The organism is uncultured Sphingomonas sp. (assembly GCF_964244265.1).
Lineage (GTDB): Bacteria > Pseudomonadota > Alphaproteobacteria > Sphingomonadales > Sphingomonadaceae > Sphingomonas.
Window position 1 is genome coordinate 1 of sequence record NZ_CAXTHV010000033.1, and the last position, 22,742, is coordinate 22,742.

The window sequence follows — 22,742 nt, forward strand, 5'->3', positions numbered from 1 at the left end:
ACGCGCTTGCCCTGCTGCGCCATCATGTAGCTGAGGTTCGCCAGCGCGAACGACTTGCCGCTGCCGCCCTTGCCATAGATCGCGATGATCTGGGTCTGCTTGGTCACCGGGCCGGTCGGCACGGGATCGGGCTCGTACGACGCTTCCTCGCGCAGCGGTCCTGGATCGAACAGGCTCATATCGTTCTCCAGTCGAGGACCATCTTGAGGCAATCGGGGTCGGTGAAGGCCTGTGGGTAGGCGTCCGCCGCCTCGGTGGCGGGGCGGACGTGGCTGACGAGACCCGCAAGGCTCAGCCGACGCTCCGCGACCAGCGCGATCACCGCGGCGAGATCGACTGGGGTGAACTCGGCGGCGATGCGCAGCCGCGCCTCGCGCGTGAAGGCCGGAGGGAAGGCGAAGGACAGGCGATCGTAGAAGCCGGCGAGGACGATCTCGCCGCCCTTGCGCAGGCGCGGGATGAGCAGGTCGAGGACATCGGTCGCGCCGCTCGCGTCACAGATCACGCGATAGTCGCGGCGATCGTCGGCGGCGGGATCGATCGCCATATAATCGGCGCCGGCGCGCCGGGTCGGATTGGTCTCCCACACCGTCGGCGTCGGTGCGCCCGACGCGACGACCAGCCGGGCGAGGAGGCGACCGAGGACGCCGTGACCGACGATCAGCTCCGGCGGTGGTCCGCCGGCGATGGCGTGATGCGCGGTCGCCGCAAGCGCGGTGAGGATGCCGGCGCTGCCGAGCGACTCGTCGACCGGCATCACCCGCGCCGACGGCAGGATGACGCTGCGCGCGGCACCCCCGAACAATCCCTTCGCATCGCGATAGCAATTGGCACCGGGCACAAAGACCCATTCGCCGATTCGCCCCCGCGCCTCGCGGCCGGCGTCGACTACCCGGCCGACCGATTCGTAGCCGGGCACCAGCGGATAGCCCATGCCGGGGAACATCGGCATCCGGCCCGTCCACAACAGCTTTTCAGTGCCGGTGGAGACCCCACTCCAGTCGATCTCGACCCGGACGTCGCCCTCGGCCATCGGACTCAGCGTCAGCGCCCGCAGCGCGAGCTGTTCCGGTGCCTCCAGTATGACCGCGACCGCGTCCACCCGCCCATCCTCTGTATGCGAGTTCCCGATTGGTCCCCGACTATGTGTAACTTTATCCTTACGTATTATGTTGTCAACTGAATTGGACAGTCAGCGTGTCGCGACGATCGCGCCCGCGGTGAGCGGCATTCCGGTTCGCAGTTTGCGAGTGTCCGAAAAGCCGGCGGCGCGCAGCATGGCAGCGATCTCTTCGGCGCTGCGCGGCCGGCCCGACCCCATCGCCAGCAGATAGAAGCCGAAATAGGCGTCGCCCGCCGGCTCCGCGCCGCGCGTCCGCGCCATCGGCTCGGCGATGACCAGCCTGCCGCCCGGGGGCAGCGCGCCGTGGATGTGGCGTAGCAGCGTCATTGCCGGCGCGTCGTCGTGGTCGTGCAGCACGCGGATCAGCGTGATGACGTCGTATCCCGGCGGCAGCGGTCCTTGCAGGAAATCGCCCCCGAACACCGTCGTGCGCCCGGCCAATCCGGCCGAGTCGAATCGCGTTCGCGCCCGCTCGGCGACGGCAGGGAGGTCGAACAGCCCCAGCACCAGGCCGGGGCAACGCTCGGCGATGGCGGTCAGAAACGCGCCCTCGCCACCGCCGACGTCGAGCAGGCGGCGATGGCGATGAAAGGGATAGGCGTCGATCGCCTGCGCCGCGACCATCGGCTGCGACGCCGCCATGAGCGCCGAATAAGCGGCCACCGCCCTGGCGTCGCCCTCCCCAACCGCCTCGGCATAATGCCACAGGCCCGACAGCGCGCCGCCGCCCCCGCCGCGCCGCAACAGCCCAAGTGGGTCGGCGAGGTCGGCGTAGAGCAGGTGGTGGTGCGCCACCATCTCGGCGATGCCGCGATTGCCCCGTAGCGCCGCGCCGCCGCTGCCCAGTGCCCAGCCCGACCCCACCGCCTCGCTCAGCCCCAGCGCGGCCGCCGCGCGCAACAGTCGTTCGGCCCCGGCGACGGGCAGGTCGATGCGGGCGGCGACCGTCGCGACATCGTGCGGACCGTCGGCCAGCACCTCCAGCAGCCGGGTCTCGATGCAGGCGGCGAGAATCTGCGAATAGGTGAAGCCGGCGACCAGATCGAACAGCGCCCGCGCCCGCCGCCGCGCGACGGGGCGGGTCAGCGGAAAACGCACCGCGAAACGCTGGAAGCGCGGCGACGACAGCCACCCGTTGCGCCAGCCGATCCAGCGCTTTTTGATGTTGGACGAAATCATGTGTCCACTTGTCTGGACAGATGCTATCCCGTCGTCAATCGGAGGCGGCCGGATGCCGGACGAGCGGACAGTGATCATCGGAGGGGGCGTCGGCGGCCTGACCAGCGCCGCGCTGCTTGCCGCGCGGGGCCAGGCGGTGACGCTGGTCGAAGCGCAAGCCGGCCCGGGCGGCAAGCTCCGCGCGATCAGCGTCGAGGGTGGGGCGATCGACGCCGGCCCGACGGTGTTCACGCTGCGCGCGGTGTTGGAGGATATCTTCACGGCGTGCGGCGGGTCGCTCGACGATGACCTGACGATGCAACCCGCGACGACGCTCGCCCGCCACGCCTGGGGGGAGGCCCGGCTCGACCTGTTCGCCGACCCGCTGCACAGCGAGGCGGCGATCGGCGAGTTCGCCGGGGCGGCCGAGGCGCGCGGCTATCGCCGGTTCCGCGCCGAGGCGCAGCGGCTGTTCGACGCGCTCGACCGGCCGTTCCTGCGAGGCACGAAGACCGACCCGATCACGCTCGGCTGGCGGATGGGCGCGCGCGGCCTGCCCGACTATCTCAACCTGCGCGCCTACACCTCCATGTGGCGCGCGCTCGGCGGCTATTTCGCCGACCCCCGGCTGCGGCAATTGTTCGGCCGCTACGCCACCTATTGCGGCTCCTCGCCCTTCGCCTGCCCGGCGACGCTGATGCTGATCGCGCATGTCGAGGCGAGCGGGGTGTGGCTGATCGACGGCGGGATGCACCGGCTGGCGCTGGCGCTCGAAGCGCTCGGGCGGCGCAACGGCGTGCGCTTTCGCTACGATGCGCCGGTGCGCGAGATCCTGATCGAGCGCGGCCGCGCGGCGGGCGTGGTGCTGGCAAGCGGCGAGCGGATCGGCGCGACGTCCGTCATCTGCAACGCCGACCCCGCCGCGCTCGGCGCCGGCCAGTTCGGCGACGCGGCCCGTCGCGCCGCGTCGCCGGTCCCACCCCGCCGCCGCTCGCTCAGCGCGATGGTATGGACCGCGCAGGCGAAGACGGCGGGTTTCCCCCTCGCCCGGCACAACGTCTTCTTCTCGGACGATTACGCCACCGAATTCGCCGCCCTCGCCGCCGGCCGGCTGGCCGACGCGCCCAGCGTCTATGTCTGCGCGCAGGATCGCGACGCGGGCGAAACGCCAATTGCACGCGAGCGCCTCCAGATCATCGTCAACGCGCCGGCCACCGGCGACGGCGCGCCACCAACTTCCACGGAGATCGACCGATGCAGGCAGCATATGCTGGACAGCGTTTCGCGGGCGGGGCTTTCGCTCGATCTGGGGGAAACGGCGATCCTGACGACGCCCACCGATTTCAACGCAATGTTTCCGTCGACGGGTGGAGCCCTTTATGGACCGGCCTCGCACGGGTGGGCGGCCTCCTTCCGCCGGCAGGGCAGCCGGACGCGGATCCCTGGGCTCTATTGCGCGGGCGGGAGCACGCACCCCGGCGCGGGCGTGCCGATGGCGGCGCTGTCCGGCCGGCTAGCCGTCGACTGCCTGCTCAGGGACCGCGCTTCGACGTCGGCGTCGACGCGAACGGCTATGCCTGGTGGTATATCGACGCGACCAGCGACGACGGCCGCCACGGGCTGACGATCATCGCCTTCGTCGGCAGCGTCTTCTCGCCTTATTACAAGCTCAGCGGCCGCGGCCGCCCCGACAATCACTGCGCGATAAACGTCTCGCTGACCGGCCCGCGCGCCACCGCCTGGGCAATGACCGAGCGCGGCGCCGCCCGCGTCCACCGCGATGCCGACACCTTCGCGGTCGGCCCGAGTGGGCTGAGCTGGGACGGCGACACGCTGGTGATCGACATCGCCGAGATATCGGCCCCGCTGCCCTACAAGGTGCGCGGCAAGGTGCGGGTGACGCCCGAGATGATCGGCACCACCGCGTTCCAGCTCGATCCCGCCGGCAAGCACCGCTGGCACCCGGTCGCGCCCCGCGCCCGAATCGAGGTGGAGATGACGCACCCCGGCGTCCGCTGGTCGGGCGACGGCTATTTCGATTCGAACTTCGGCGACGAGCCGCTGGAGGCGGGGTTCGATGACTGGCACTGGTCGCGCGCGCATCTAAAGAACGACGTCGCGGTGCTCTACGAAGGGCGGCGGCGCGACGGTACGCCGTTTGATCTGGCGTTAAGGTTCGACCGGCAGGGGCGTTGGCATGACATGGTCCAGCCCGTGCCCGCGCCGCTGCCGCGCACCGGTTGGCTGGTGAAGCGCGCGACGCGGGCCGATGCCGGCTCTAACCCGCGCGTGGTCAAGACCTGGATCGACGCGCCTTTCTATGCGCGATCGGCGCTGGCGACGCGGCTGTTCGGCGAGGATTGCTACGCGGTCCATGAAAGCCTGTCGCTCGGCCGCTTCCGCTCGCCGATCGTCCAGTCGATGCTGCCTTACCGGATGCCCAGAGCCTTCTGGTAAGCGCCGCTATTCCGCATCGGGCGGCTTCTTGTCCCTGGCGATCTCGCGATTGATCGAGACGAGCTGCCAGATACAGAAAGCCACCACCGGCACGCCGGCGATCGCCATGTCGAACAGGCCGAAATAGCTAGAGTGCATCATCGCCCTCCCGCGGCGTCGCGGATGATCGCCGCAATCTCTGCCGGCCGTTCCTCATGCGCCAGATGGCCGAGGCCGGCCAGCGGCATTACCGTGGCGCCGTCGACCAGCGCCGCCGCAGCCCGCGCGGTCGCGATTGGAATCGCGGTGTCGCCCTCGCCATGGACGAGCAGCAGCGGCGTCCGCAAGCGCGGCAGGTCGCGCTTGAGCGATTCGAGATCCCAATCGGCCATCATCGTGATCGCGCCCGAGACATGGCCAGGCGTCGTCAGCAACCGTTCGTAGAACGCCACGCCCTCGGCGTCGATCTGCGAGCCCGTGCTGCGCGCGAGGAACCGCCCGGTCTCACCCCGCGTCCGCGCCAGCCGCGCGAAGACATGCGGCGCGAACGGGTTGACGAACAGCGCGCGCGCCAGCGCCGGAAACAGCCGTGCGGCCAACCCCGGAAAGGGCATCAGCGCGGGATTCAGCCCGACGATCGTGGCCGGCGCGGCTTGGCCGTCGAGCGCCATCCGGATCGCGATCGCCGCCCCCGCCGAATGGCCGACGATCGTCGCCGGCGCGATGGCCAGCGTCCGCAACAGCTCGCCCAGCGCCCGCGCCATCGCCGGCATCGCCAGCCCGCCGGCCGGCCGGCCGGTCGTGAAGCCGTGGCCGGGCAGGTCGGGCGCGACGACGGTGAAATGCTCCGCCAACAGCGGCGCGAGGGCCCGCCAGCTATGCGTCGCGGCCCCGGTGCCGTGGAGCAGCAGCAACGGCGGGCCGTCGCCCATGACCTGGACATGCCAGCGCAGCCGCCCGGCCTCGACGAAGCGGCTGGCCGCGCGATTGGGCCAGTCGCGCCCCTCGACATCCCAGCGCGGGGCGCTGCTCATCCGCCTTGCGCCGAACGAACCGCGGCGTGCATCGCCGCCGCATCGGCGCGCGGCAGCGGCAGATAGCGCGCGTGCATCGCCGCCGCGAGCGCCGCCCCCTCGGGCCGGGGCCGGGCGGAGATATCGACGAAGGCGGACGCGATGCCGGATGCGCCGATCGCCTTGGCGGCGGCGGTCGCATCGAGTTCGGCGGTCTGGCGCACGGCGGTGCCGTCGGCGGCGATGTTGGCGCGACCGTCGGTCAACACCACGACGAAGGGCGTCCGCCCCCTCGCCTTGGCGCTTTCGGCAAGCTCGCGCGCGGCGTTCAGCCCGGCCGCCAGCGGCGTTCCCCCGCCGCCGGGCAGTTCGGCGAGCGACCGCCGCGCCCGCGCCAGCGACCGCGTCGGCGGCAGCAGCAGCTCGGCCGACACCCCCCGAAACGCGACCAGCGCCACTTCGGCGCGCTTCACATAGGCTTCGGCGAGCAGCAGCTCGACCGCGCCCTTCGCCTCGGCGAGCCGCGCCAGCGCCGACGACCCCGAGGCGTCGACCGCAAAGATCGTCAGCGCCTGCGCGCGCGTTTCGAACCGGCGGATGCGCAGGTCGTCGCGGCGGATTTTCACCTTCGCGCCCCCGCCGCGCAGCTTCTGCCACGGCGCGGCGGCGCGCAATGTGTCGATCAGGCTCAACCGCCGCCCGCCGCCGGGCATGCCGGCGCGCGCGCTCATCGGCCGCCCCCGCGCGCCCGAGGTCCGTCGCTCGCCGCCGCCGCTGACGCGCGCCGTCTTGCGGCTGCGGCCGGCGGCGATCCGCGCGAGGACGTCCTTGGGCAACGCCGCCAGCGCGGCCGCGAGGACGATATCGTCGAGCTGGCCGGGCTCGCCGCGCTCCTCCTCGCCGTCGTCCGACGCGGGCGGTGGTGGTGGCGCTTCCGGCTCGGCCTCGTCGGCCGGCGCCGGCATCCGCGTCGCCCGGGGCGCGAGGACGAGCCGCGCGGCAAGAGCGACGTCCGCCTCGGCGATCGAGTCGCGCCCGTTCAGCCGCGCCGATGCCCGCGCCGCCCGCAGCGCGAACAGCGGCGCGCGGGCCGAGTCGATTCCCAGCGCGGCGGCGGTGGCAGCGAGGGCTTGGAGGACGTCGTCGCTCGGTACGTCCGCTACGCTGCCCCCCCGGCGCAGGCCGGAGCCCAGGTGCGGGCTGTCACGAATGGCGACCCGCTGCTCGGGCAACGCTTCACCTAGGCCCCGGGCTTTGCCGGGGGGGGTAGTGTCCGTCAGGTCCACCCAGAAGGCCAGCCGCTCCGCCAATGCCCCCGGCGTCCGCTCGTCCGGTTCGATCCCGTCATCCAGCGCGACCGTTGCAAACCGGACACCGCTATCGATCGCCGCCGCGATCCGCCCGGCGGTCGCGTCCGACAGCCGCTCCGCCATCGGCATCACGACGATGCCGTCCGCCGCCTCGGCCAGCAGCCCGGTGCTCGCCACCGCGCGGCCCAGCGCCAGCGTCGCCGTCAGGTCGAGGCCGCCGAGCAGCCGGTCGTCGTCGATATGCGCCGGCATCCGCCGCACCGGCACGCCCTGGGCCAGCCCGCCGCGCAGTTCGGCGACCACCACATCGCGTACCTCGCCCCCGCCGCGCAGGATCATGCCCCCCAGCCCCGGGTCGATCGCGCATAGCCGCGCCGCGATCAGTGCGTCCTCGAACGGATCGGGCGTATCGCCCGTCGCGGTCACGCCGCCATGTCCCCCAGCGCCCGCTCGATCCGCGCGGTCGAGCCGGTCTCGTCGAGCACGTTGCGGCGCAGGCGGTGGCGCAGCGCCATCGGCGCGACGCCCGCGATATGGGCGTTGGTCACGACCTCGGCCCCGTCGAGCGCCGCCAGCGCCCGCGCCGAGCGCATCAGCGTCAGCTCGCCGCGCAACCCGTCCGCGCCGACCGTTATGCACAGCCGGGACGCGAACTCCAGCACCTCGTCGGGCACCGCGAGACCCGGCAACGCCGCCCGGCCGCGCGCGATCTGCTTCAGCATCCTGCGCTCCGCCCGCCGCCACCTCTCCGCGAAAGCCGCCGGCTCGCGCTCGAAGGCGTCGCAGCGCTTCAGGATCTCGACGCGCTGGTTCAGATCCTGCGGCGTCCGAACCTCGACCGACAGCCCGAAGCGGTCGAGCAATTGCGGGCGCAGCTCACCCTCCTCCGGATTGCCGCTGCCGACCAGCACGAAGCGCGCCGGATGCCGCACCGACAGCCCCTCGCGCTCGACGACATTCTCGCCCGACGCGGCGACGTCGAGCAGCAGGTCGACGATATGGTCCTCGAGCAAATTGACCTCGTCGATATAGAGAAACCCGCCGTTGGCCCGCGCGAGCAGCCCCGGCTCGAACGCCTTGACCCCCGCGCCCAGCGCCCGCTCCAGATCGAGCGCGCCGACCACACGGTCCTCGGTCGCCCCCAGCGGCAAGTCGACGAACGGCACCGTCACCTTGCCCTTGCGCGGCGATCCGTCCTGATAGCCGGCGTCGGCGGCGTCGATCGGCGGCAGCAGCGCGGCGAGCGCGCGCACCGCGGTCGACTTGCCGGTGCCCCGGTCGCCGAACACCATCACCCCGCCGATCCGCGCGTCGACCGCCGCGATCAGCAGCGCACGCTTCATCTCGTCCTGCCCGACGATCGCGGAAAAGGGGAAGGACACGCGCACCGCGCCCGTGTACCATGCGCTGGACACTCCACAAGCCGGACCACCCCCTGATGTGGACACCGATCATCATCGCCGCCGGGGTCGCGGTCTTCCTGGGCGGGTTCGGCGGGCTGATGACGCCGATCGGGCCATGGTATCGCGAGCTGCGCAAACCCTCGCTCCAGCCGCCCGACTGGCTGTTCGGCCCGGCCTGGACGATCATCCTCGGCCTCGCGGCATGGTCGGCGGTGATCGCCTGGAACGCGGCGCCCGATGCGGCGGCGCGCACCGACGTCGTCATTCTCTTCACGACCAACGCCGTGTGCCACGCCTTGTGGAGCCCGCTGTTCTTCCGCGCGCGCCGGCCCGATTGGGCGCTGGTCGAGGTGGTGTTCCTGTGGGCATCGCTGGTGGCGCTGGTCGTGGGCCTGTGGCCGATCGCGCACCAGGCGAGCCTGTTGATCGTGCCTTATCTGCTCTGGGTCAGTTTCGCCGCCTGGCTCAACAGCGCGATCGTGCGGCTGAACCGGCCCTTCCGCTAACGTCCGGGCTGCGCTCGGGCGGCCATGGCCTGAAACTCGTCGATCATCACGAGCCGCTCGGCGATGTCGACACGATAGGAGGCGTCGGCCGGGGTCAGCGCCAGCGCGCGCAGCCAGGCGACCTTCGCCGCCGCCATTTCACCCGCCTGGAGATAGGCTAGGCCGAGGAAGAAGGGCGGCCCCGGCTGATCGGGCGCGAGCCGCCACGCGCGGCGAAAGGCGAAGCGCGCCGCCGGCGACACCTGCCCGGCATCATGAGCCGCCAGCGCGCTGCCGAGCCCGGTCCACAGCGCCGCATCGCCCGGACGGCGCGCGATCGCCGCCAGCACGCCCTGCGCCGCCGCGCGCGTCTGCCCCGCGCGCAACTGCGCATCCGCCGCCGCGAGCACCTCGGCGTCACCGGCCGGCGCGGGCATGATCGCGCCGCGGAACGCCACCAGCCCGGGATCGACGTCGACCGCCTCTGCCTCGGCTCCGACCGGATGCCCCGGCAGCGACGCCCGTTGCTGTAGCGCATAGCCGGCCGCCCCCAGCATCAGCGCCGCGCCGACGAACCAGCCGAGCGCACGTGGCACCCCGAGAAGCCGCAAGGCCGCAAACGCCACCCCGCCGATCACCGCCAGCGCGACCCAGCCCATCAGCGAGCCACCGGGAAACCGACCATCGTTTGACACTCCATCAGCGCGAACTTACCCGTCGTTATCGAGACTAGGGGCGGCCGGATAGTTGAATGCTACGTAGCGACAGGCCGGCCTCCTCATGAACCGTATCCGAATCGGCACGCGCGGATCGCCGCTGGCGCTCGTCCAGGCGGGCATGGTCCGCGATGCGCTGATCGCGGCGCACGGCGTCGCGGTGGAAATCGTCGTCATCAAGACGACCGGCGACATGGTGCAGGATCGCCCGCTCGCCGAGATCGGCGGCAAGGCGCTGTGGACCAAGGAGCTCGACCGCGCGCTGCTGACCAACGCCATCGACTGCGCGGTCCATTCGATGAAGGACGTCGAGACCGTGCGGCCGGCCGAGATCGCGATCGTCGCGATGCTGCGGCGCGCCGACGTGCGCGACCGGCTGATCGGCGCGCCCTCGATCGCAGCACTGACCGAGGGCGCGACGGTCGGCACCAGCTCGCCGCGCCGCCGGGCGCAGTTGCTGCGGCTGCGACCCGACCTCAAGATCGTCCAGTTCCGTGGCAACGTCGACACCCGTCTCGCCAAACTGGCGGCGGGCGAGGCCGACGCGACGCTGCTGGCGGCGGCGGGGCTGGCGCGGCTCGACCGCCCCGACGTCGGCGTCGCGATCGACCTCGACGTCATGCTGCCGGCTCCGGCGCAGGGCGCCGTCGGGATCGAGGCGCGCACCGCCGACCACGCAACCCGCGCGCTGCTCGCGGTTCTCGACGATGTCCCCACCCACACCTGCGTCTTGGCCGAACGTGCTCTGCTCGCCGCGCTCCACGCAGATTGCCATTCGCCGGTAGCGGCACTGGCCCGCATCGACGGCACGATGCGGGCCGAGCTGCTCGCCGGGGACGGCAGCGCGCATGTCACCGGCACGGGCGACGACCCGGCGGCGCTGGCCCGCGACCTGCTCGCCCGCGCCCCCGATTCGATCCGGAGCCTGTTCGCCGCATGAAGCCCCTCGACGCCGAACAGGCCGCCGCCCGCACCTGGTTCGAACATCTGCGCGACCTGATCTGCGCCGAGTTCGTCGCGATCGAGCGCGAAGCGGGTTCGGACGCCGACTTCGAGTACATTTCCTGGGACCGCACCGACCCCTCCGGCGAACCCGGGGGGGGCGGGGTCCGTGGCGTGATGACGGGCAAAGTCTTTGAAAAGGTGGGGGTCAACGTCTCGACCGTCGGCGGCGCCTTCGAGGGCGAGTTCGCCAAGTCGATCCACGGGGCGGGCGAGAACCCGCAATTCCTCGCCACCGGCATCAGCCTCGTCGCGCACATGGCCAATCCGCATGTGCCGGCGGTCCATATGAACTGCCGCTTCCTCGCCACGACGAAGCGCTGGTTCGGCGGCGGCGCGGACCTCAACCCGCCGCTGCCGGTCGCGGCGGATACCGAGGATTTCCACGCGACGCTGAAGGCCGCGTGCGACGCGCATGAGGTCGGCGACTATCCGCGCTTCGCGCAATGGGCCGAGGAGTATTTCTGGCTGCCACACCGGCAGGTCCATCGCGGCGTCGGCGGGATTTTCTTCGATCATCTCGAAGGCGACTTTGCCGCAAACTTAGCCTTCACGCAGGATGTCGGCCGCGCGTTTCTCGACGCCTATCCGCGCATCGTCCGGCGGCGGATGCACGACGCCTTTACGCCCGAGGACGAGGCGGCGATGCTCGCCTGGCGGGGACGCTATGCCGAGTTCAATCTCGTCTACGACCGCGGCACCCTGTTCGGCCTCAAGACCGGCGGCAATATCGACGCCATCTTGATGAGCCTGCCCCCGCGCGCGACCTGGGCCTGAAACCGCTATGGCCACATCTGTTGATCTGAATTAGTTTTTTGGTGAGGGCCTAGTAAACCACCGGATGCGGTTTTCGACTGGTCCAACGATAATCGGTGGACAGCGACGGAAACACGCTGTTTGCTTGGGTTATGGACACCAGTTCGGGTTCTACCGACTCTTCATCGCCCGCTGATCGGACCGAACAGGGTGACGCGGGCGTCGCCGCCTCACTCGTTTCTGCGGTGGAATGGAATGGCCATCCGCTCGGACCGCGCGAGCGATGGCCGACCGCGCTCAAGGCCATGCTGGCCTATGTGCTGGCCTCGGCCGAACCGATGTATCTCGTCTGGGGCGCAGACCGGAGTTTCTTCTTCAACGATGCCTACGCCCCGATCCTCGGCCCGCGCCTCGATACCGCGATGGGGGCGCGGTTCGACGTTCTTTGGGCCGATATCTACGCCTCCGTCGAACCCATGTTCACGGCGGCGCTGGCGGGACGATCCAGTCGCGTCGTCGACATGCCCGTGCCGATGACGCGCGGCGATGACGTCGAGGAAACCTGGTGGACCTTCTCCTTCTCGCCGGTCTTCGCCGACGACGGCTCGGTCGCCGGGGCGTTGTGCATCACCGGCGAGACGACCGCGATCGTCCGTCAGGCGCAGGCGAGACGCCATGCCGACGCGGCGCTCGACGCCTCCGAGCGCAGCCTGCGCCGCGCCCAGGAGGCTGGCCAGATCGGGCTGTTCACCGTCGATCTCGCCTCTGACGCGCTCAGCGGCACACCCGAGTTCTTCAGATTGTTCGGCCTGCCGCCGGCGGTGACGATCGCCGCGTCGCTGATCGAGACGCTGGTGCTGCCCGAAGACGCGGCGATCGTCTCGAGTTCCGCGACCCGCGCCTCGCCGGATCTCGATCTCCACGCCGAATACCGGATCCGCCGCCCCGACACGGGCGAGATCCGCTATATCGAGCGCCGCGCCGAGATCGAGCATGACGCCGACGGCGCCCCGCTGCGCCTTGTCGGCGTCGTGCAGGACGTCACCGACCGCCGGCGGAATCGCGACACGCTGGCCAGGCTCAACGCCTCGCTCGAAGCCACGGTGGTCGAGCGCACGCAGGCGCTGCTGCTGCACGAGAACATCATCCAGTCGGACAGCACCGCGATCTGCGCGTTCGATACCGACTACCGGCTGATCGCCTTCAACAAGGCGCACAACGACGAGTTCTTCCGCGTCAACGGCTTTTACACCAAGCTCGGCGACGTATTCCACGAGCTGTTCGTGCCCGAGCAGCGCGATGCCATGAAGGCGCAGATGGCGCGCGCCCTGACCGGCGAGGCCTTCACCGTTGAAGAGGAGTTCGGCGATCCCGCCATCGATGCGCCGCGCTGGGAGATCCTCTACTCCTCGTTGCGCGACCCGGACGGCAAGATCATCGGCGCGTTTCATCACGCGCGCGACATCAGTGCGCGTCTGCGGGCGCAATCCGAACTGGAGACCGCGCGAGACGCGCTGCGTCAATCGCAGAAGATGGAGGCGATGGGGCAGCTCACCGGCGGCGTCGCCCATGATTTCAATAATCTGCTGACGCCGATCCTGGGCAGTCTCGACCGGCTGCGCGGCAACCCCGGCCTGTCCGAGCGCGAGTTGCGGCTGGTCGAAGGCGCGCTGCAATCGGCGGAGCGCGCGAAGACGCTGGTGCATCGCCTGCTCGCCTTCGCGCGACGGCAGCCGCTGCAATCCGGCGCGGTCGACCTCGCCGACCTGTTGCGCGGCATGTCCGCGCTCGTCGCCAGCACGTCGGGTCCGCAGATCAGGGTGGTGACCGAGCTGCCCGACGGATTGCCGCCGGCGATGGCGGACGCCAACCAGTTGGAGATGGCGGTCCTCAACCTGTGCGTGAACGCCCGCGACGCGATGCCCGATGGCGGCGTCATCACCATCGCCGTGCAGGCGGAGCCGGCGAGGCCGGAGGGCGCGACGGGGGACGGCCCGTTCCTGCGTCTGTCGGTGACCGACACCGGCACCGGCATGGACGAGGAAACCGCGCGGCGCGCGGTCGAGCCCTTCTATTCGACCAAGGGCATCGGCAAGGGCACGGGTCTCGGCCTGTCGATGGTCCACGGCCTCGTCTCGCAGCTCGGCGGGTCGATGCTGATCACCAGCCGGCCGGGTGCCGGCGCACGCGTCGACCTGCTGCTGCCGGTCAGCGCCGAGGCGGTCGCGGCGCCGGTCGCGGCCGGCGCGATGCAGGCGCCGCAACTCGCCGGCCACGTGCTGGTCGTCGACGATGAGCGGCTGGTGCGGATGGCCATCGCCGACATGCTCGAAAATCTCGGGTACCGGACGACCGAGGTGAGCGATGCGGGCGAGGCCGAACGGCTGCTGGCGAACGGCGAACGCTTCGATCTGGTCGTGACCGACCATCTGATGCCGGGCATGTCGGGCGCCGAACTGGCATCGACGATCCGGCAGCGGTGGCCCCGGCTGCCGGTCCTGATCCTCTCCGGCTATGCCGATGTCGAGGGCATCCCGCCCGACCTGCCACGGTTGACGAAGCCGTTTCGCGAACCCGAACTGGCCGAGGCCATCGCCCGGGCCCGCCGCCGCTGAGATCGTCGCCGTTACCCGTCATCCGCGGCAGGCGCCGCCGCCGGCGGATCGCCCCGTAGAACCTGCCCCAACGTCGCCGCCAATGTGGCCTTGTTATAGGGTTTCCGCAGGATCCGGGCGCCGGCGTGGTCGGGCGGCAGGGTCAGCGTATCCCCATAGCCCGTCGCGAATATATAGGGGATTCCCGCCGCGCGGAGGCGGTCGGCGACCGGCAGGCTGTCTTCGTCGCCCAGATTGAAGTCGAGCACCGCGACCGCGGGCCGGACACCGTCGATCTCCGTCAGCGCCGCCGCGACCGTCGCGGCCGTGACGACCCGCGTGGCGCCGATCTGCGTCAGGATGTTTTCGACATGGATGGCGACCAACAGGCTGTCCTCGACGAGCAATACCGGCGCGTCGATCGCGGCAAGGTCGGGCGAAGCGCCGGCGGCCGGCGGACCGGGCAATTCCTCCACGGCCGATACGGCGGGAGGGGCGGCGCGGAAATGCCGCGACGGTATCTCGAACCGGGCGCGCAGGCCCGTCGGCTCGTGGCTCATCGCGGCGACGCCGCCCAGTTCATGCGGGACGGATTGTTCGATGATGGTCGTGCCCAGGCCCCGCCGGGCGGGCGCCGCCACCGGCGGCCCGTCCCGCTCGCGCCACGTGAGCACGAGATCGCCGCCCGGATCGACCGTCCAGTCGATCTCGACCCGGCCGTCGCCGGATAGCGCGCCGTATTTGACCGAGTTGGTCACCAGTTCATGGACGACCAGCGACAAGGTCGAGTAGGCCAGCGGTTCCACCAGCACCGGCGGGCCCGACAGCGTCATCCGTTCCGCGCCGATATGATGCGCGCCTTCCGCCTCGAACAGCTGGCGGATGGGCGCGGGCCCCCAATTGTCCTGCGTGATCTGGTCATGCGCGCGAGCCAGCGACAGGATTCGTCCCTCGAGCAGATCGATATAGGCGCCGTGCGGGATCGACGGGTCGCTCGATTGCCGGATCAGTCCGTTGATCAGCGCCAGGATGTTGCGGACGCGGTGATTGAGCTCGGCGATCAGCACTTCCTGGCGCCGGCCGGCGCGCTGGCGTTCGGCCAGCGCCGCCCCGGCGAGCCGCAGGACGACCTCGATCAACGAGACGCGCAGCGTTTCCGCGATGGCCTGCTCGGCCTCGGTGAAGGGTTCGGAACGGTCGCGCACCTCTTCCCGCCACGCCGCGAAGCTGGCGCGCGGCGACAGCGTCGCCCCGGGCGCGTCCGGGTCGACGGGCTTGTTCGGGTTGCCCGCCCAGGTGACGAGCTGGACGCGCTGACGCCGGAACAGCATCACATAGTCGTTCGGCTCGGCCGAGAGCGGGATGGCGAGCATCCCCGCGGGCGCGTCGGCACCGGCGACGGTCCCGGGCATGGCGTCGGCGAGATGATTGGTCGCGAAGATCCGGCCGGGCGCGAGCAGGCCCAGCCGCGCCGCCAGCGCGGGGAGGGCGTCGGCCGGGGGCGAGACGCCGCCGCACGCGATGCGCCCCTTCAGCGTGATGGCGACACCGTCGCAGGGCAGGATGTCGCCGATCGCGGTCATCAGCCAGTCGGGATCGTCGAGCAGGCCGACGTCGCTCGCGACCGCCGCGACCAGCCGGTCGCCGGCTGCCCGTGCCGTCGCCTGCGTCGCCGCCGCCGCCTGCCGCTCGCGGCTCTCCAGCCGCATCGAGAACATCTGCCCGAACAGTTCGGCCAGCGTGCGCAGGTCGAAGGCCGGGCACCGCGGCGTGTGGTGATGACAGGCGAACAGCCCCCAGAGCCGGCCCTCGGCGATGATCGACACCGACAGCGACGCCACCACGCCCATGTTCCTGAGATAGGTGATATGGATCGGCGACACGGCGCGCAGGATGGAAAGCGACAGATCGAGCGGCCCGGCCGGATCGTCGGGCGACGACAGGATCGTCGCCGGCGCGGCATCGACGTCGCAGATGATGCGGAACGGCGTGCGGAGATAGAGCGAGCGCGCCTGCCGCGGGATGTCGGACGCCGGATAGCGAAGGCCGAGCAGCGGCTCGATGCCGCTCCGCGCGACTTCGGCCACGACTTCTCCCGATCCGTCGCCGCGAAAGCGGTAGACCATGACCCGATCGAACCCGGTCAGCCCGTGGATCTGCCGCGCGCCCTGCTGCAGGAACCTGGCGAGATTCGGCGCCGCGTCGAGCCTGGCGATCATCGAGCGCACCAGCCCCGCCGCCTCGGTGGCCTCCATCGGATCACTCGGCTCGGCCTCGATGACGATCACGCCGGTCGATTCGTGGACGGCGCAATCGAACCGGCGCCCGTCGCCCGCGACGAGCAGGGCCAGCCCGAACACCCGCTCCACTGCGTCGGTGCCGTAGAGATGGACCAGGCAATTGCGCAGGGAATGGATCGCCGCGCGCGTGAAGACGTCGGCCAGCGGCAGGCCAAGCAGATCGCTCGCCGGCCGCCCGACATAGCGGTCGGCATTGTCCGACACGCGGACGATCCTGAAGTCGCCGGAAACGGCGATCAGGAAGCCCATCGGCTGGATCGCGCCGAGCTGGTGGATAGGCTCGCGGTCGCAACTCGACAGATCGGGCGCCTCGGTCGTGCTCGTCACATCACCCCCCGTGGCAGGACGCGAAATACCGTCTTTCACGGAGACTAGAAGCTTGGCCGGGCTATTCAAGGGCATACCGCCGCCCGTCGACGCGCGTGGACCGCGCCCCGCCGGCGCCGCGCCCGGCAGATCGAGCCGGCGTAACGTGTCGTTAACCAATCCTTTCTACCCCCGTCGACGCGGGATGAAGGCTCTTGCTGACGAGGTTTCGCTGATGCTGATGGACAACATCACGGTCGACACCGAAGTATCGGCCGCGCGCAACGTCTACATCACCGATGACGAGATCGGCATCCGGCTGGCCGTGACCGACGTGCTCGAGGACATGGGCTATCGCATATGGTCCTTCGCGAGCGGCGTCGATCTGCTGGCGGCGCTCGCCGGCATCGACCCCGGATGCCTGCTGCTCGATCTCCAGATGCCGGGCATGAGCGGGATCGAGGTCATGGAGGAACTGGAACGGCGGGGCTGTCATTGGCCGGTCATCGTGATGACGGGGCATGGCGACGTGCCGAAGGCCGTCCAGGCGATGAAGCTGGGCGCGGTCGAGTTCATCGAAAAGCCGTTCGCGCCCGCTACGCTGCGGCCGGCGCTCGACCGCGGTTTCGTCAAATGGGACGAGCGATGCCGGCGGCATGAGGCGCGCGATTCAGCGCTCAATCAGCTGAACGTCCTGACCCCGCGCGAACAGAGCGTGCTGCAGGAGCTGATGCGGGGGAAGCAGAACAAGATCGTCGCCCACGAGCTGGGACTGAGCGTGCGCACGGTCGAAATGCATCGCGCCAATCTGCTCGGCAAGCTGGGGGTGCGGACGCTGCAGGAAGCGGTCGCGTTGCTGATGCGCGCCCGGGGCGGGTCGGGCGTCTGAACTCTCTCACCTGACGGATGTCGTCGGGTGTGCCGGCACGCGAGCGGCGCGCGCCGGCGCCGATCTCAGGCCCGCAACGCGCTGACCGCGCCCAGGTCTTCCACCGCGAACTGATCGAGCAGCATCAGGCCGGCCATGGTGTCGTTCGCCCAGCGGATCACGCCGCGACGCTCGACGCCGGAACCGAAGCATAGCTTGACCGGCAGGCCCGGCTCGAAGCCGCCGTCATGGGCGAGCTTCATGCCGCCCAGCGAGACATCCGCGACGGTGACCGGCTTCGCGCCATGCTCGGTGGTCGCGATCGCCGGCAACGCGGTGCGCAGGCGCGGAGGGCGCGCGTCATCGGCGCGGCAATGCTGCGCGGTGTCCCGCAACACCATGACACTGTCGATGTTGGTCGCGAACTGCAGCCCGCAATCGTTGCCGTTGGTCCAGACCACACGCCCCTCCAGTTCCGTCTCGTCGGTGAGCGCCACGCGGACGCTGTCGCCGAGCATGACCGGCATGTTGAGCGACAACCTCATGCCGCCATCCGACATGTTGCGGACCCGGGCGAACCCCTGATCGCGGTCCGTCTCCACCCGGACGACGCGATAGACCGTGCGGATCCGGGGACTTTCGCGGCGCGTGTCGTTGCTGGGCACGGGCAGCGCCGACGCCGTCCGCGTCGGAACCTGATACGCGATCGCCGGGAAGGTTTCGGGCCGATCAGCAAGTTGATGCAATGCCATTGTCTTGTCCCTCGTTGCTGGGGGTGTAATCCCACGAAGCCGGAGGAGCCGACAGATGTTGATTCTACGGTGTGGGTTCTACGGTAAGAGCTGGGCGCTTCAGGTGCAGCCGTCCGGCGGCCTCGAACAGGGCGAACACCGCGCCCGCCGCCGCGATCGCCCTGCCCCGGGCCACGGCCGTCCCCAGCTTGTCATCGAGCAGGGCGAGGAGGCTGCGCCACGCCGCCGAATCGCCGCCGCCGAGGAAGCTGGCCGGCAGACCGGGCGCGACCGATCGCTTGAGCAGGGTTCCGCCGAGCCGCGACCCTTCGAGCACGTACAGCGCGCCGAGCAACGCCGCTGCGGTGTCGAACCGGATCGCGCCCGCCGCCGGCGGCACGTCGAGCCCGAGCGCGGCGAGGTCGTCCGCGATCAGCCCGCCGCGCCGCCGCGCCGCCCAATCCGGCACGATCGTCGCGATACCACCTTCAGCGAGCGCCTCCTCCACCGGCAGATGCGCGGCCGCCTGCGCGCGGAGGAACGCGCCGTAGGAGGCTGCGTCACCAAACGCGACGGCGGAGAACGTCGCGTCGACGCGCTGGTGGTGGCTCGCCGTGGCGGCTCGCAATACCGAGCGCGCTGTCGCACGCCGCGAACCGGCTTCGCTTGTCATGATGCAGCCTCCGGGTGTCGTTGCCGGACTATGCCAGCCCTCTACCCGTTTAGACAGGAGCCCCGCCGGCGCGAGTAATCCATAGTCCAAGCGAGTGTGTGAGTTTGGATCGGCGCGTGGCGATTGTATCCGTACGCCGCGGTCGATGATCGAGAAGCTTTGGCGATGACGGGATACGGGGAGGATTGAGGGGGAAATGCCCTTGCCGACAGCGTCTTCGCGGGCCCGATGCGCGGCCTAGAGCGGGTTGTGATCTTACGGAGGCGTCGTGATTGCCCTGTCGTGTTCGTCCGGCAAGGAGCGGGTCGCAGCGCGTAGCGGCGCTACGCGCAAGGCCCGCGACGCCGCCGGCGGGCACGACAGGGCAACCGCTGCGCGGCGGGCCGATGTTGCGCCAAGACAGCGTCGTTCGTCGGTCGCGGGGGCATAGCCCCGCTCCGCTCCTCACTCCTTGCCCTGACCCAACATCGGCTCCGTCACGACGCCTCCGTAAGGTCACAACCCGCTCTAAATATCAGACAGCGACGGCGGGGGGGCACGAATGGGCGCGGCGAATGTATCAAGGCTGGCGCGGAAGCCGTGCAGCAGGATCACTGCTGGCGCACCGCGCGGGCCGCTATCGTGCAGGCGCACACTGTCGACGTTGCGGCAGGTGCCCGGATAGGCTGCCTCCGGCACGGCGCGAGGCTTATTCGGCTCGTAGGGGAGACGGCGAGGCAGGAGATGCCGAGGATGGCCAGGCCGACCGCCCAGCTCGCAATCGGTCATTCGTCTGGGCAAATCGGGCTTCTTGGGGTGGGTTCAAAATACGGCGTGGTCGCCGCGTTCCGGCGCGGCGGTGCCGGCCAGTACGGCGCGGTAGAAGTCGAAGAGCGTCTCCGTCCCCGTCGAGGGGGTGGCCGCCGCATCGTATCGGCCGCTGCGTGGGTCCAGCACCAACATGGATTCGGTAGCGTAATAGCGGCCGATCCGGGCGAGTTCGGCTTTTGCCGCGAACGACGGCGCGATGCGACCGAGGGCCCCAAGGCCACCGATCATGCCGCCCATCAGGGAGACCGGTATGGATCGGAACCGCGGCGCGTGCCCCGATAGCGCGAACAGCGCCTCGCCCTGCTCGCGGGGTGTGATCGCCGCGCCCGGGCCGCCGATCGGCAGGATGTTGTTCCAGCGGCTTTCGTCATCCAGACAGCCGACGATGTAGTCGGCAAGGTCTGAGTCGCTGATCGGCTTGCACGCCGTCAGGCGTCCATCGCCGAAGATCAGGAAGGGGCGGCCCTGGCCGACACGCTCGATCTGTCCGGATAGCGATTTGAAGAAGGCGGTTGGCCGCACGATCGAATAACGCATTCCGGACGCGATCAGCGCCGCCTCGAAGGCCAGCTTGGCGTGCTGGAAGGCAAGCAACGGCTTCTGCACGCAGATCGCCGAGAGCAGCACGAAATGCGCAACGCCGGCCCGTTGCGCCGCCTCCAGCGCGTTTAGCTGGGCCCGGTGGTCGATCGCCCAGGCGTCTTCCGGTACGCCGGTGCGCGAGGCCATGCAGGAGATCAGGGCGTCGAAAGGTTCGCCGGAAAAGCCGTCCCGGGCCAGGGACAGCGGATCAGTCACATCCACCACCCTGACGGTCACTCCGTCCGCCGCCGTGCCTGCCCGCACGAAGCAGACGACGTCGTGGCCACGCTCCAGGAGGGCAGCCTTCACCGCGCGACCGATCGTGCCTGTTGCGCCAAGCAGGCAGATCCGCTGGTGCCTTTTCATTGTCGGATGCCCGTGCGTGATCTTCTTCCTGGCCGGGAATGAGCGACTGCCCGAGTCCGGGACAAGGCCGTCAAGCCGCCAGCTCCACCGGATCCCGCCGTTCGCCGACGATCGCGTAGTCGCCACCGTCGACCATGACCTGCGGGCTGATCGGCCGGCAGTTGTAGGTCGAAGCCATTGCCGCGCCATAAGCGCCGGTCGTGTGCAGCACCGCCAGGTCGCCGCGCCGCACGCGGTCGATGTCGCGCGCGACCGCGAAGGTATCGCCGCTCTCGCACACCGGCCCGGCGATGTTCGCGACCATCCGCTCGCCGCGTGGCGCCACCGCCTCGAAGCGATGGAACGCGTCGTACAGCGCGGGGCGGGCGAGGTCGTTCATCGCCGCATCGACGATCACGAAGGGGTGGCCGGCGCCGGGCTTCACCCAGATCACGCGGGTGAGCAGGACCCCCGCCGCGCCTGCAATGACGCGTCCTGGCTCGAACGTGAGTGCCACGTCCCAGCCCGCGGTGACCCGCCCGACCATGGCGCCGTAGTCGACGAGCGACGGCACGATTTCGCCGGCCGCATAGGGAATGCCCAGCCCGCCGCCGAGATCGACCTGCGTGACCGCGATGCCCGCCGCCCGCAGCTCCGCCACGAGGGCGCCGACACGCCGGTAGGCGCGCTCAAGCGGGGCAAGATCGTGGAGCTGGCTGCCGATGTGCAGCGCCACGCCGCGCAGATCGAGACCTGCCAGTCGGGCGAGGCGCCCGTACATCGCCGGCGCCTCGGCGATGGCGACCCCGAACTTGTTCTCGCGCCGGCCGGTCGAGATCTTGGCATGGGTGCCCGCATCCACGTCCGGGTTGACCCGCAACACGACCGGCGCGCGCACGTTCCGGGCTGAGGCGAGGGCGGACAGGACTTGCCCTTCCTCCTCCAGCTCCAGGCTGAACTGGCCGATGCCGGCGTCGAGCGCGTCCGTCAATTCGCGGTCGGTCTTGCCGACGCCTGAAAAGACGATGTCTTTCGCGCGCATACCAGCCGCGAGCGCGCGGCGCAGCTCGCCGCCCGAGACGATGTCGGCGCCATAGCCGGCGCGCGCGAGCAGCCGCAGGACCGCGGTGTTCGGGTTGGCCTTGACCGCAAAAGCGAACCGCGTGCCGGGAATGGCCCCCAACGCCGACGAGAACGCGTCCGCCGCATGGCGCAACGCTGCGGCGGAATAGATATGGACGGGGGTGCCGACCGCCTCGGCGATCGCCGGCAGGGGCACGTCCTCGGCGTGGAGCACGCCGTCACGGTGATGGAAGAACGACATCAAGGCATCCGAATGCGAGGAAGGATCAGCGCCGCGCCGGCCCGGTCGGCCGACGGCTTTGGCGGGTTCGCCGCGAGTGGATCACCGCGGCGGTATCGCAGTGACCTCGGCGTTCGGCCTTCAGCAGGACCGGAACGCGCTTTCCGTTCAGCATCAGGACGATGCCGACCAGGGCGGCGGCGAAGCACGGCAGCGTGACCAGCGGTCCGGCGATGCCGATCACCGGCGCGGCGCACCCTGCGACGAACAGGACGGCGCCGCCCACCCGCCAGCGAAGATCACGCCCCGTCACGGCCGTGACTCCCCCGTCGCGACCGGGCAGTCGCAGATCACGCGGTCGCCGGCCCGGGACAGCGCTGCCGCGATCCCGGCGTTGAGATCGCCGGGTCGGGACCCATGCCACAGGACGATGTCCGCTGGCAGGTCGAACTCCTCCGTCAGGGCGACGCTGGCGTCGGCCATGTCGAAGGTGACGCCGATTGCCGGGTCGGCCAGGCGAGCCGCGGTGGTCCGCGCTCGTCCGACCAACGCGGGCGAGCCGTCGATGCCGCGCCCCTCGATCGCCGTGAAGCCGAGCGCGCGCGCGTGGCGCACTGCCGCCAGCAACAGCCTGCCATCGCCGCAATCCGCATCCACGATGCGGACCGCGCGGCGCCGCTGCTCGCGCAGCCCGGCCAGCGCGGTACACACGCCTGGCCAGCGCGGGTCATGCGCCGCCGCACGACCCACCGTCGCGGGCTCGGCCGTCCGCGCTGCGGCGCCCGCGACCGCTCTGGTCCTGCGAAGGGCCACCCTGTTCATCGCGGC

21 protein-coding genes and 1 pseudogene are annotated in these 22,742 nt (G+C 70.5%); 7 read left to right on the plus strand and 15 right to left on the minus strand.

Going from position 1 to position 22,742, the window contains the following annotated elements:
* The 3 genes and pseudogenes from ACFE7K_RS13005 to ACFE7K_RS13015 all read right to left on the minus strand — a co-directional run.
* Positions 1 to 179, minus strand: a pseudogene (locus ACFE7K_RS13005) (chlorophyllide reductase iron protein subunit X); the annotation flags it as partial.
* A complete protein-coding gene (bchC, locus tag ACFE7K_RS13010) occupies positions 176 to 1,102 on the minus strand; it encodes a chlorophyll synthesis pathway protein BchC (RefSeq protein ID WP_375398622.1) in 927 nt (308 codons plus the stop codon). The pseudogene ACFE7K_RS13005 and the gene bchC, both read right to left, overlap by 4 nt.
* Before the next feature lie 90 nt (positions 1,103 to 1,192).
* Positions 1,193 to 2,302 carry a methyltransferase gene (locus tag ACFE7K_RS13015; RefSeq protein WP_375398623.1) on the minus strand — a complete coding sequence of 370 codons (1,110 nt, stop codon included), beginning with the start codon at positions 2,300 to 2,302 and terminating at the stop codon, positions 1,193 to 1,195.
* 52 nt (positions 2,303 to 2,354) lie between these two features.
* Here ACFE7K_RS13015 and crtD point away from each other — a divergent pair, with 52 nt between their 5' ends.
* Both crtD and ACFE7K_RS13025 read left to right on the plus strand, forming a co-directional pair.
* Positions 2,355 to 3,905, plus strand: coding sequence for a 1-hydroxycarotenoid 3,4-desaturase CrtD (gene crtD / locus ACFE7K_RS13020; RefSeq protein WP_375398624.1), 1,551 nt, complete (start codon positions 2,355 to 2,357; stop codon positions 3,903 to 3,905).
* Positions 3,906 to 4,027: 122 nt separating this feature from the next.
* Positions 4,028 to 4,738, plus strand: a complete 711-nt coding sequence (locus ACFE7K_RS13025; RefSeq protein ID WP_375398625.1) for a hydratase — start codon at positions 4,028 to 4,030, stop codon at positions 4,736 to 4,738.
* A 6-nt stretch (positions 4,739 to 4,744) separates the two neighbouring features.
* Here the strand turns inward: ACFE7K_RS13025 and ACFE7K_RS13030 are convergent, their stop codons facing one another.
* Genes ACFE7K_RS13030 through ACFE7K_RS13045 form a run of 4 tightly spaced genes read right to left on the minus strand, consistent with a single transcriptional unit; the run spans position 4,745 to position 8,428 of the window.
* Positions 4,745 to 4,879 carry a hypothetical protein gene (locus ACFE7K_RS13030; protein WP_375398626.1) on the minus strand — a complete coding sequence of 45 codons (135 nt, stop codon included), beginning with the start codon at positions 4,877 to 4,879 and terminating at the stop codon, positions 4,745 to 4,747.
* On the minus strand, positions 4,876 to 5,751 hold the full coding sequence (gene bchO / locus ACFE7K_RS13035) for an alpha/beta fold hydrolase BchO (protein ID WP_375398627.1): 876 nt from the start codon (positions 5,749 to 5,751) through the stop codon (positions 4,876 to 4,878). The genes ACFE7K_RS13030 and bchO overlap by 4 nt, the downstream gene beginning before the upstream one ends.
* Positions 5,748 to 7,466 (minus strand): magnesium chelatase subunit D, encoded by a 1,719-nt coding sequence (locus ACFE7K_RS13040; protein ID WP_375398628.1) that lies wholly within the window; start codon positions 7,464 to 7,466, stop codon positions 5,748 to 5,750. Before ACFE7K_RS13040 ends, bchO begins: the two co-directional genes overlap by 4 nt.
* Positions 7,463 to 8,428: an ATP-binding protein gene (locus ACFE7K_RS13045; protein WP_375398653.1), complete on the minus strand. Its 966-nt coding sequence runs from the start codon at positions 8,426 to 8,428 to the stop codon at positions 7,463 to 7,465. Before ACFE7K_RS13045 ends, ACFE7K_RS13040 begins: the two co-directional genes overlap by 4 nt.
* Before the next feature lie 50 nt (positions 8,429 to 8,478).
* On the opposite strand from ACFE7K_RS13045, the gene ACFE7K_RS13050 reads away from it, so the two are divergent.
* On the plus strand, positions 8,479 to 8,949 hold the full coding sequence (locus ACFE7K_RS13050; protein WP_375398629.1) for a TspO/MBR family protein: 471 nt from the start codon (positions 8,479 to 8,481) through the stop codon (positions 8,947 to 8,949).
* Here ACFE7K_RS13050 and ACFE7K_RS13055 read toward each other — a convergent pair.
* Positions 8,946 to 9,587 carry a tetratricopeptide repeat protein gene (locus ACFE7K_RS13055; protein WP_375398630.1) on the minus strand — a complete coding sequence of 214 codons (642 nt, stop codon included), beginning with the start codon at positions 9,585 to 9,587 and terminating at the stop codon, positions 8,946 to 8,948. The two genes, ACFE7K_RS13050 and ACFE7K_RS13055, sit on opposite strands and share 4 nt — an antisense overlap.
* A gap of 121 nt (positions 9,588 to 9,708) precedes the next feature.
* Here ACFE7K_RS13055 and hemC point away from each other — a divergent pair, with 121 nt between their 5' ends.
* The 3 genes from hemC (at position 9,709) to ACFE7K_RS13070 (ending at position 14,017) form a co-directional block, all read left to right on the plus strand.
* Positions 9,709 to 10,584, plus strand: coding sequence for a hydroxymethylbilane synthase (gene hemC / locus ACFE7K_RS13060; RefSeq protein ID WP_375398631.1), 876 nt, complete (start codon positions 9,709 to 9,711; stop codon positions 10,582 to 10,584).
* On the plus strand, positions 10,581 to 11,423 hold the full coding sequence (gene hemF, locus ACFE7K_RS13065) for an oxygen-dependent coproporphyrinogen oxidase (protein WP_375398632.1): 843 nt from the start codon (positions 10,581 to 10,583) through the stop codon (positions 11,421 to 11,423). The genes hemC and hemF overlap by 4 nt, the downstream gene beginning before the upstream one ends.
* A gap of 131 nt (positions 11,424 to 11,554) precedes the next feature.
* On the plus strand, positions 11,555 to 14,017 hold the full coding sequence (locus ACFE7K_RS13070; protein ID WP_375398633.1) for a PAS domain-containing protein: 2,463 nt from the start codon (positions 11,555 to 11,557) through the stop codon (positions 14,015 to 14,017).
* Between the two features lie 11 nt (positions 14,018 to 14,028).
* Here ACFE7K_RS13070 and ACFE7K_RS13075 read toward each other — a convergent pair whose 3' ends face one another.
* Positions 14,029 to 16,623 carry an HWE histidine kinase domain-containing protein gene (locus tag ACFE7K_RS13075; protein WP_375398634.1) on the minus strand — a complete coding sequence of 865 codons (2,595 nt, stop codon included), beginning with the start codon at positions 16,621 to 16,623 and terminating at the stop codon, positions 14,029 to 14,031.
* A gap of 184 nt (positions 16,624 to 16,807) precedes the next feature.
* On the opposite strand from ACFE7K_RS13075, the gene ACFE7K_RS13080 reads away from it, so the two are divergent.
* Entirely contained in the window at positions 16,808 to 17,491 is a 684-nt protein-coding gene (locus tag ACFE7K_RS13080) for a response regulator transcription factor (protein WP_375398635.1), read from the plus strand.
* Between the two features lie 65 nt (positions 17,492 to 17,556).
* Here the strand turns inward: ACFE7K_RS13080 and ACFE7K_RS13085 are convergent, their stop codons facing one another.
* The 6 genes from ACFE7K_RS13085 to ACFE7K_RS13110 form a co-directional block, all read right to left on the minus strand.
* Complete coding sequence (locus tag ACFE7K_RS13085; protein ID WP_375398636.1) at positions 17,557 to 18,222, minus strand: PilZ domain-containing protein; 666 nt, start codon at positions 18,220 to 18,222, stop codon at positions 17,557 to 17,559.
* A 64-nt stretch (positions 18,223 to 18,286) separates the two neighbouring features.
* A complete protein-coding gene (locus ACFE7K_RS13090; protein ID WP_375398637.1) occupies positions 18,287 to 18,874 on the minus strand; it encodes a biliverdin-producing heme oxygenase in 588 nt (195 codons plus the stop codon).
* A gap of 801 nt (positions 18,875 to 19,675) precedes the next feature.
* Complete coding sequence (locus tag ACFE7K_RS13095) at positions 19,676 to 20,632, minus strand: NAD(P)H-binding protein (protein ID WP_375398638.1); 957 nt, start codon at positions 20,630 to 20,632, stop codon at positions 19,676 to 19,678.
* Between the two features lie 70 nt (positions 20,633 to 20,702).
* Positions 20,703 to 21,935, minus strand: a complete 1,233-nt coding sequence (gene lysA / locus ACFE7K_RS13100; RefSeq protein WP_375398639.1) for a diaminopimelate decarboxylase — start codon at positions 21,933 to 21,935, stop codon at positions 20,703 to 20,705.
* Positions 21,936 to 21,960: 25 nt separating this feature from the next.
* On the minus strand, positions 21,961 to 22,227 hold the full coding sequence (locus ACFE7K_RS13105; RefSeq protein ID WP_375398640.1) for a hypothetical protein: 267 nt from the start codon (positions 22,225 to 22,227) through the stop codon (positions 21,961 to 21,963).
* Positions 22,224 to 22,736, minus strand: a complete 513-nt coding sequence (locus ACFE7K_RS13110; RefSeq protein WP_375398641.1) for an SAM-dependent methyltransferase — start codon at positions 22,734 to 22,736, stop codon at positions 22,224 to 22,226. The genes ACFE7K_RS13105 and ACFE7K_RS13110 overlap by 4 nt, the downstream gene beginning before the upstream one ends.
* Positions 22,737 to 22,742: the final 6 nt, after the last annotated feature.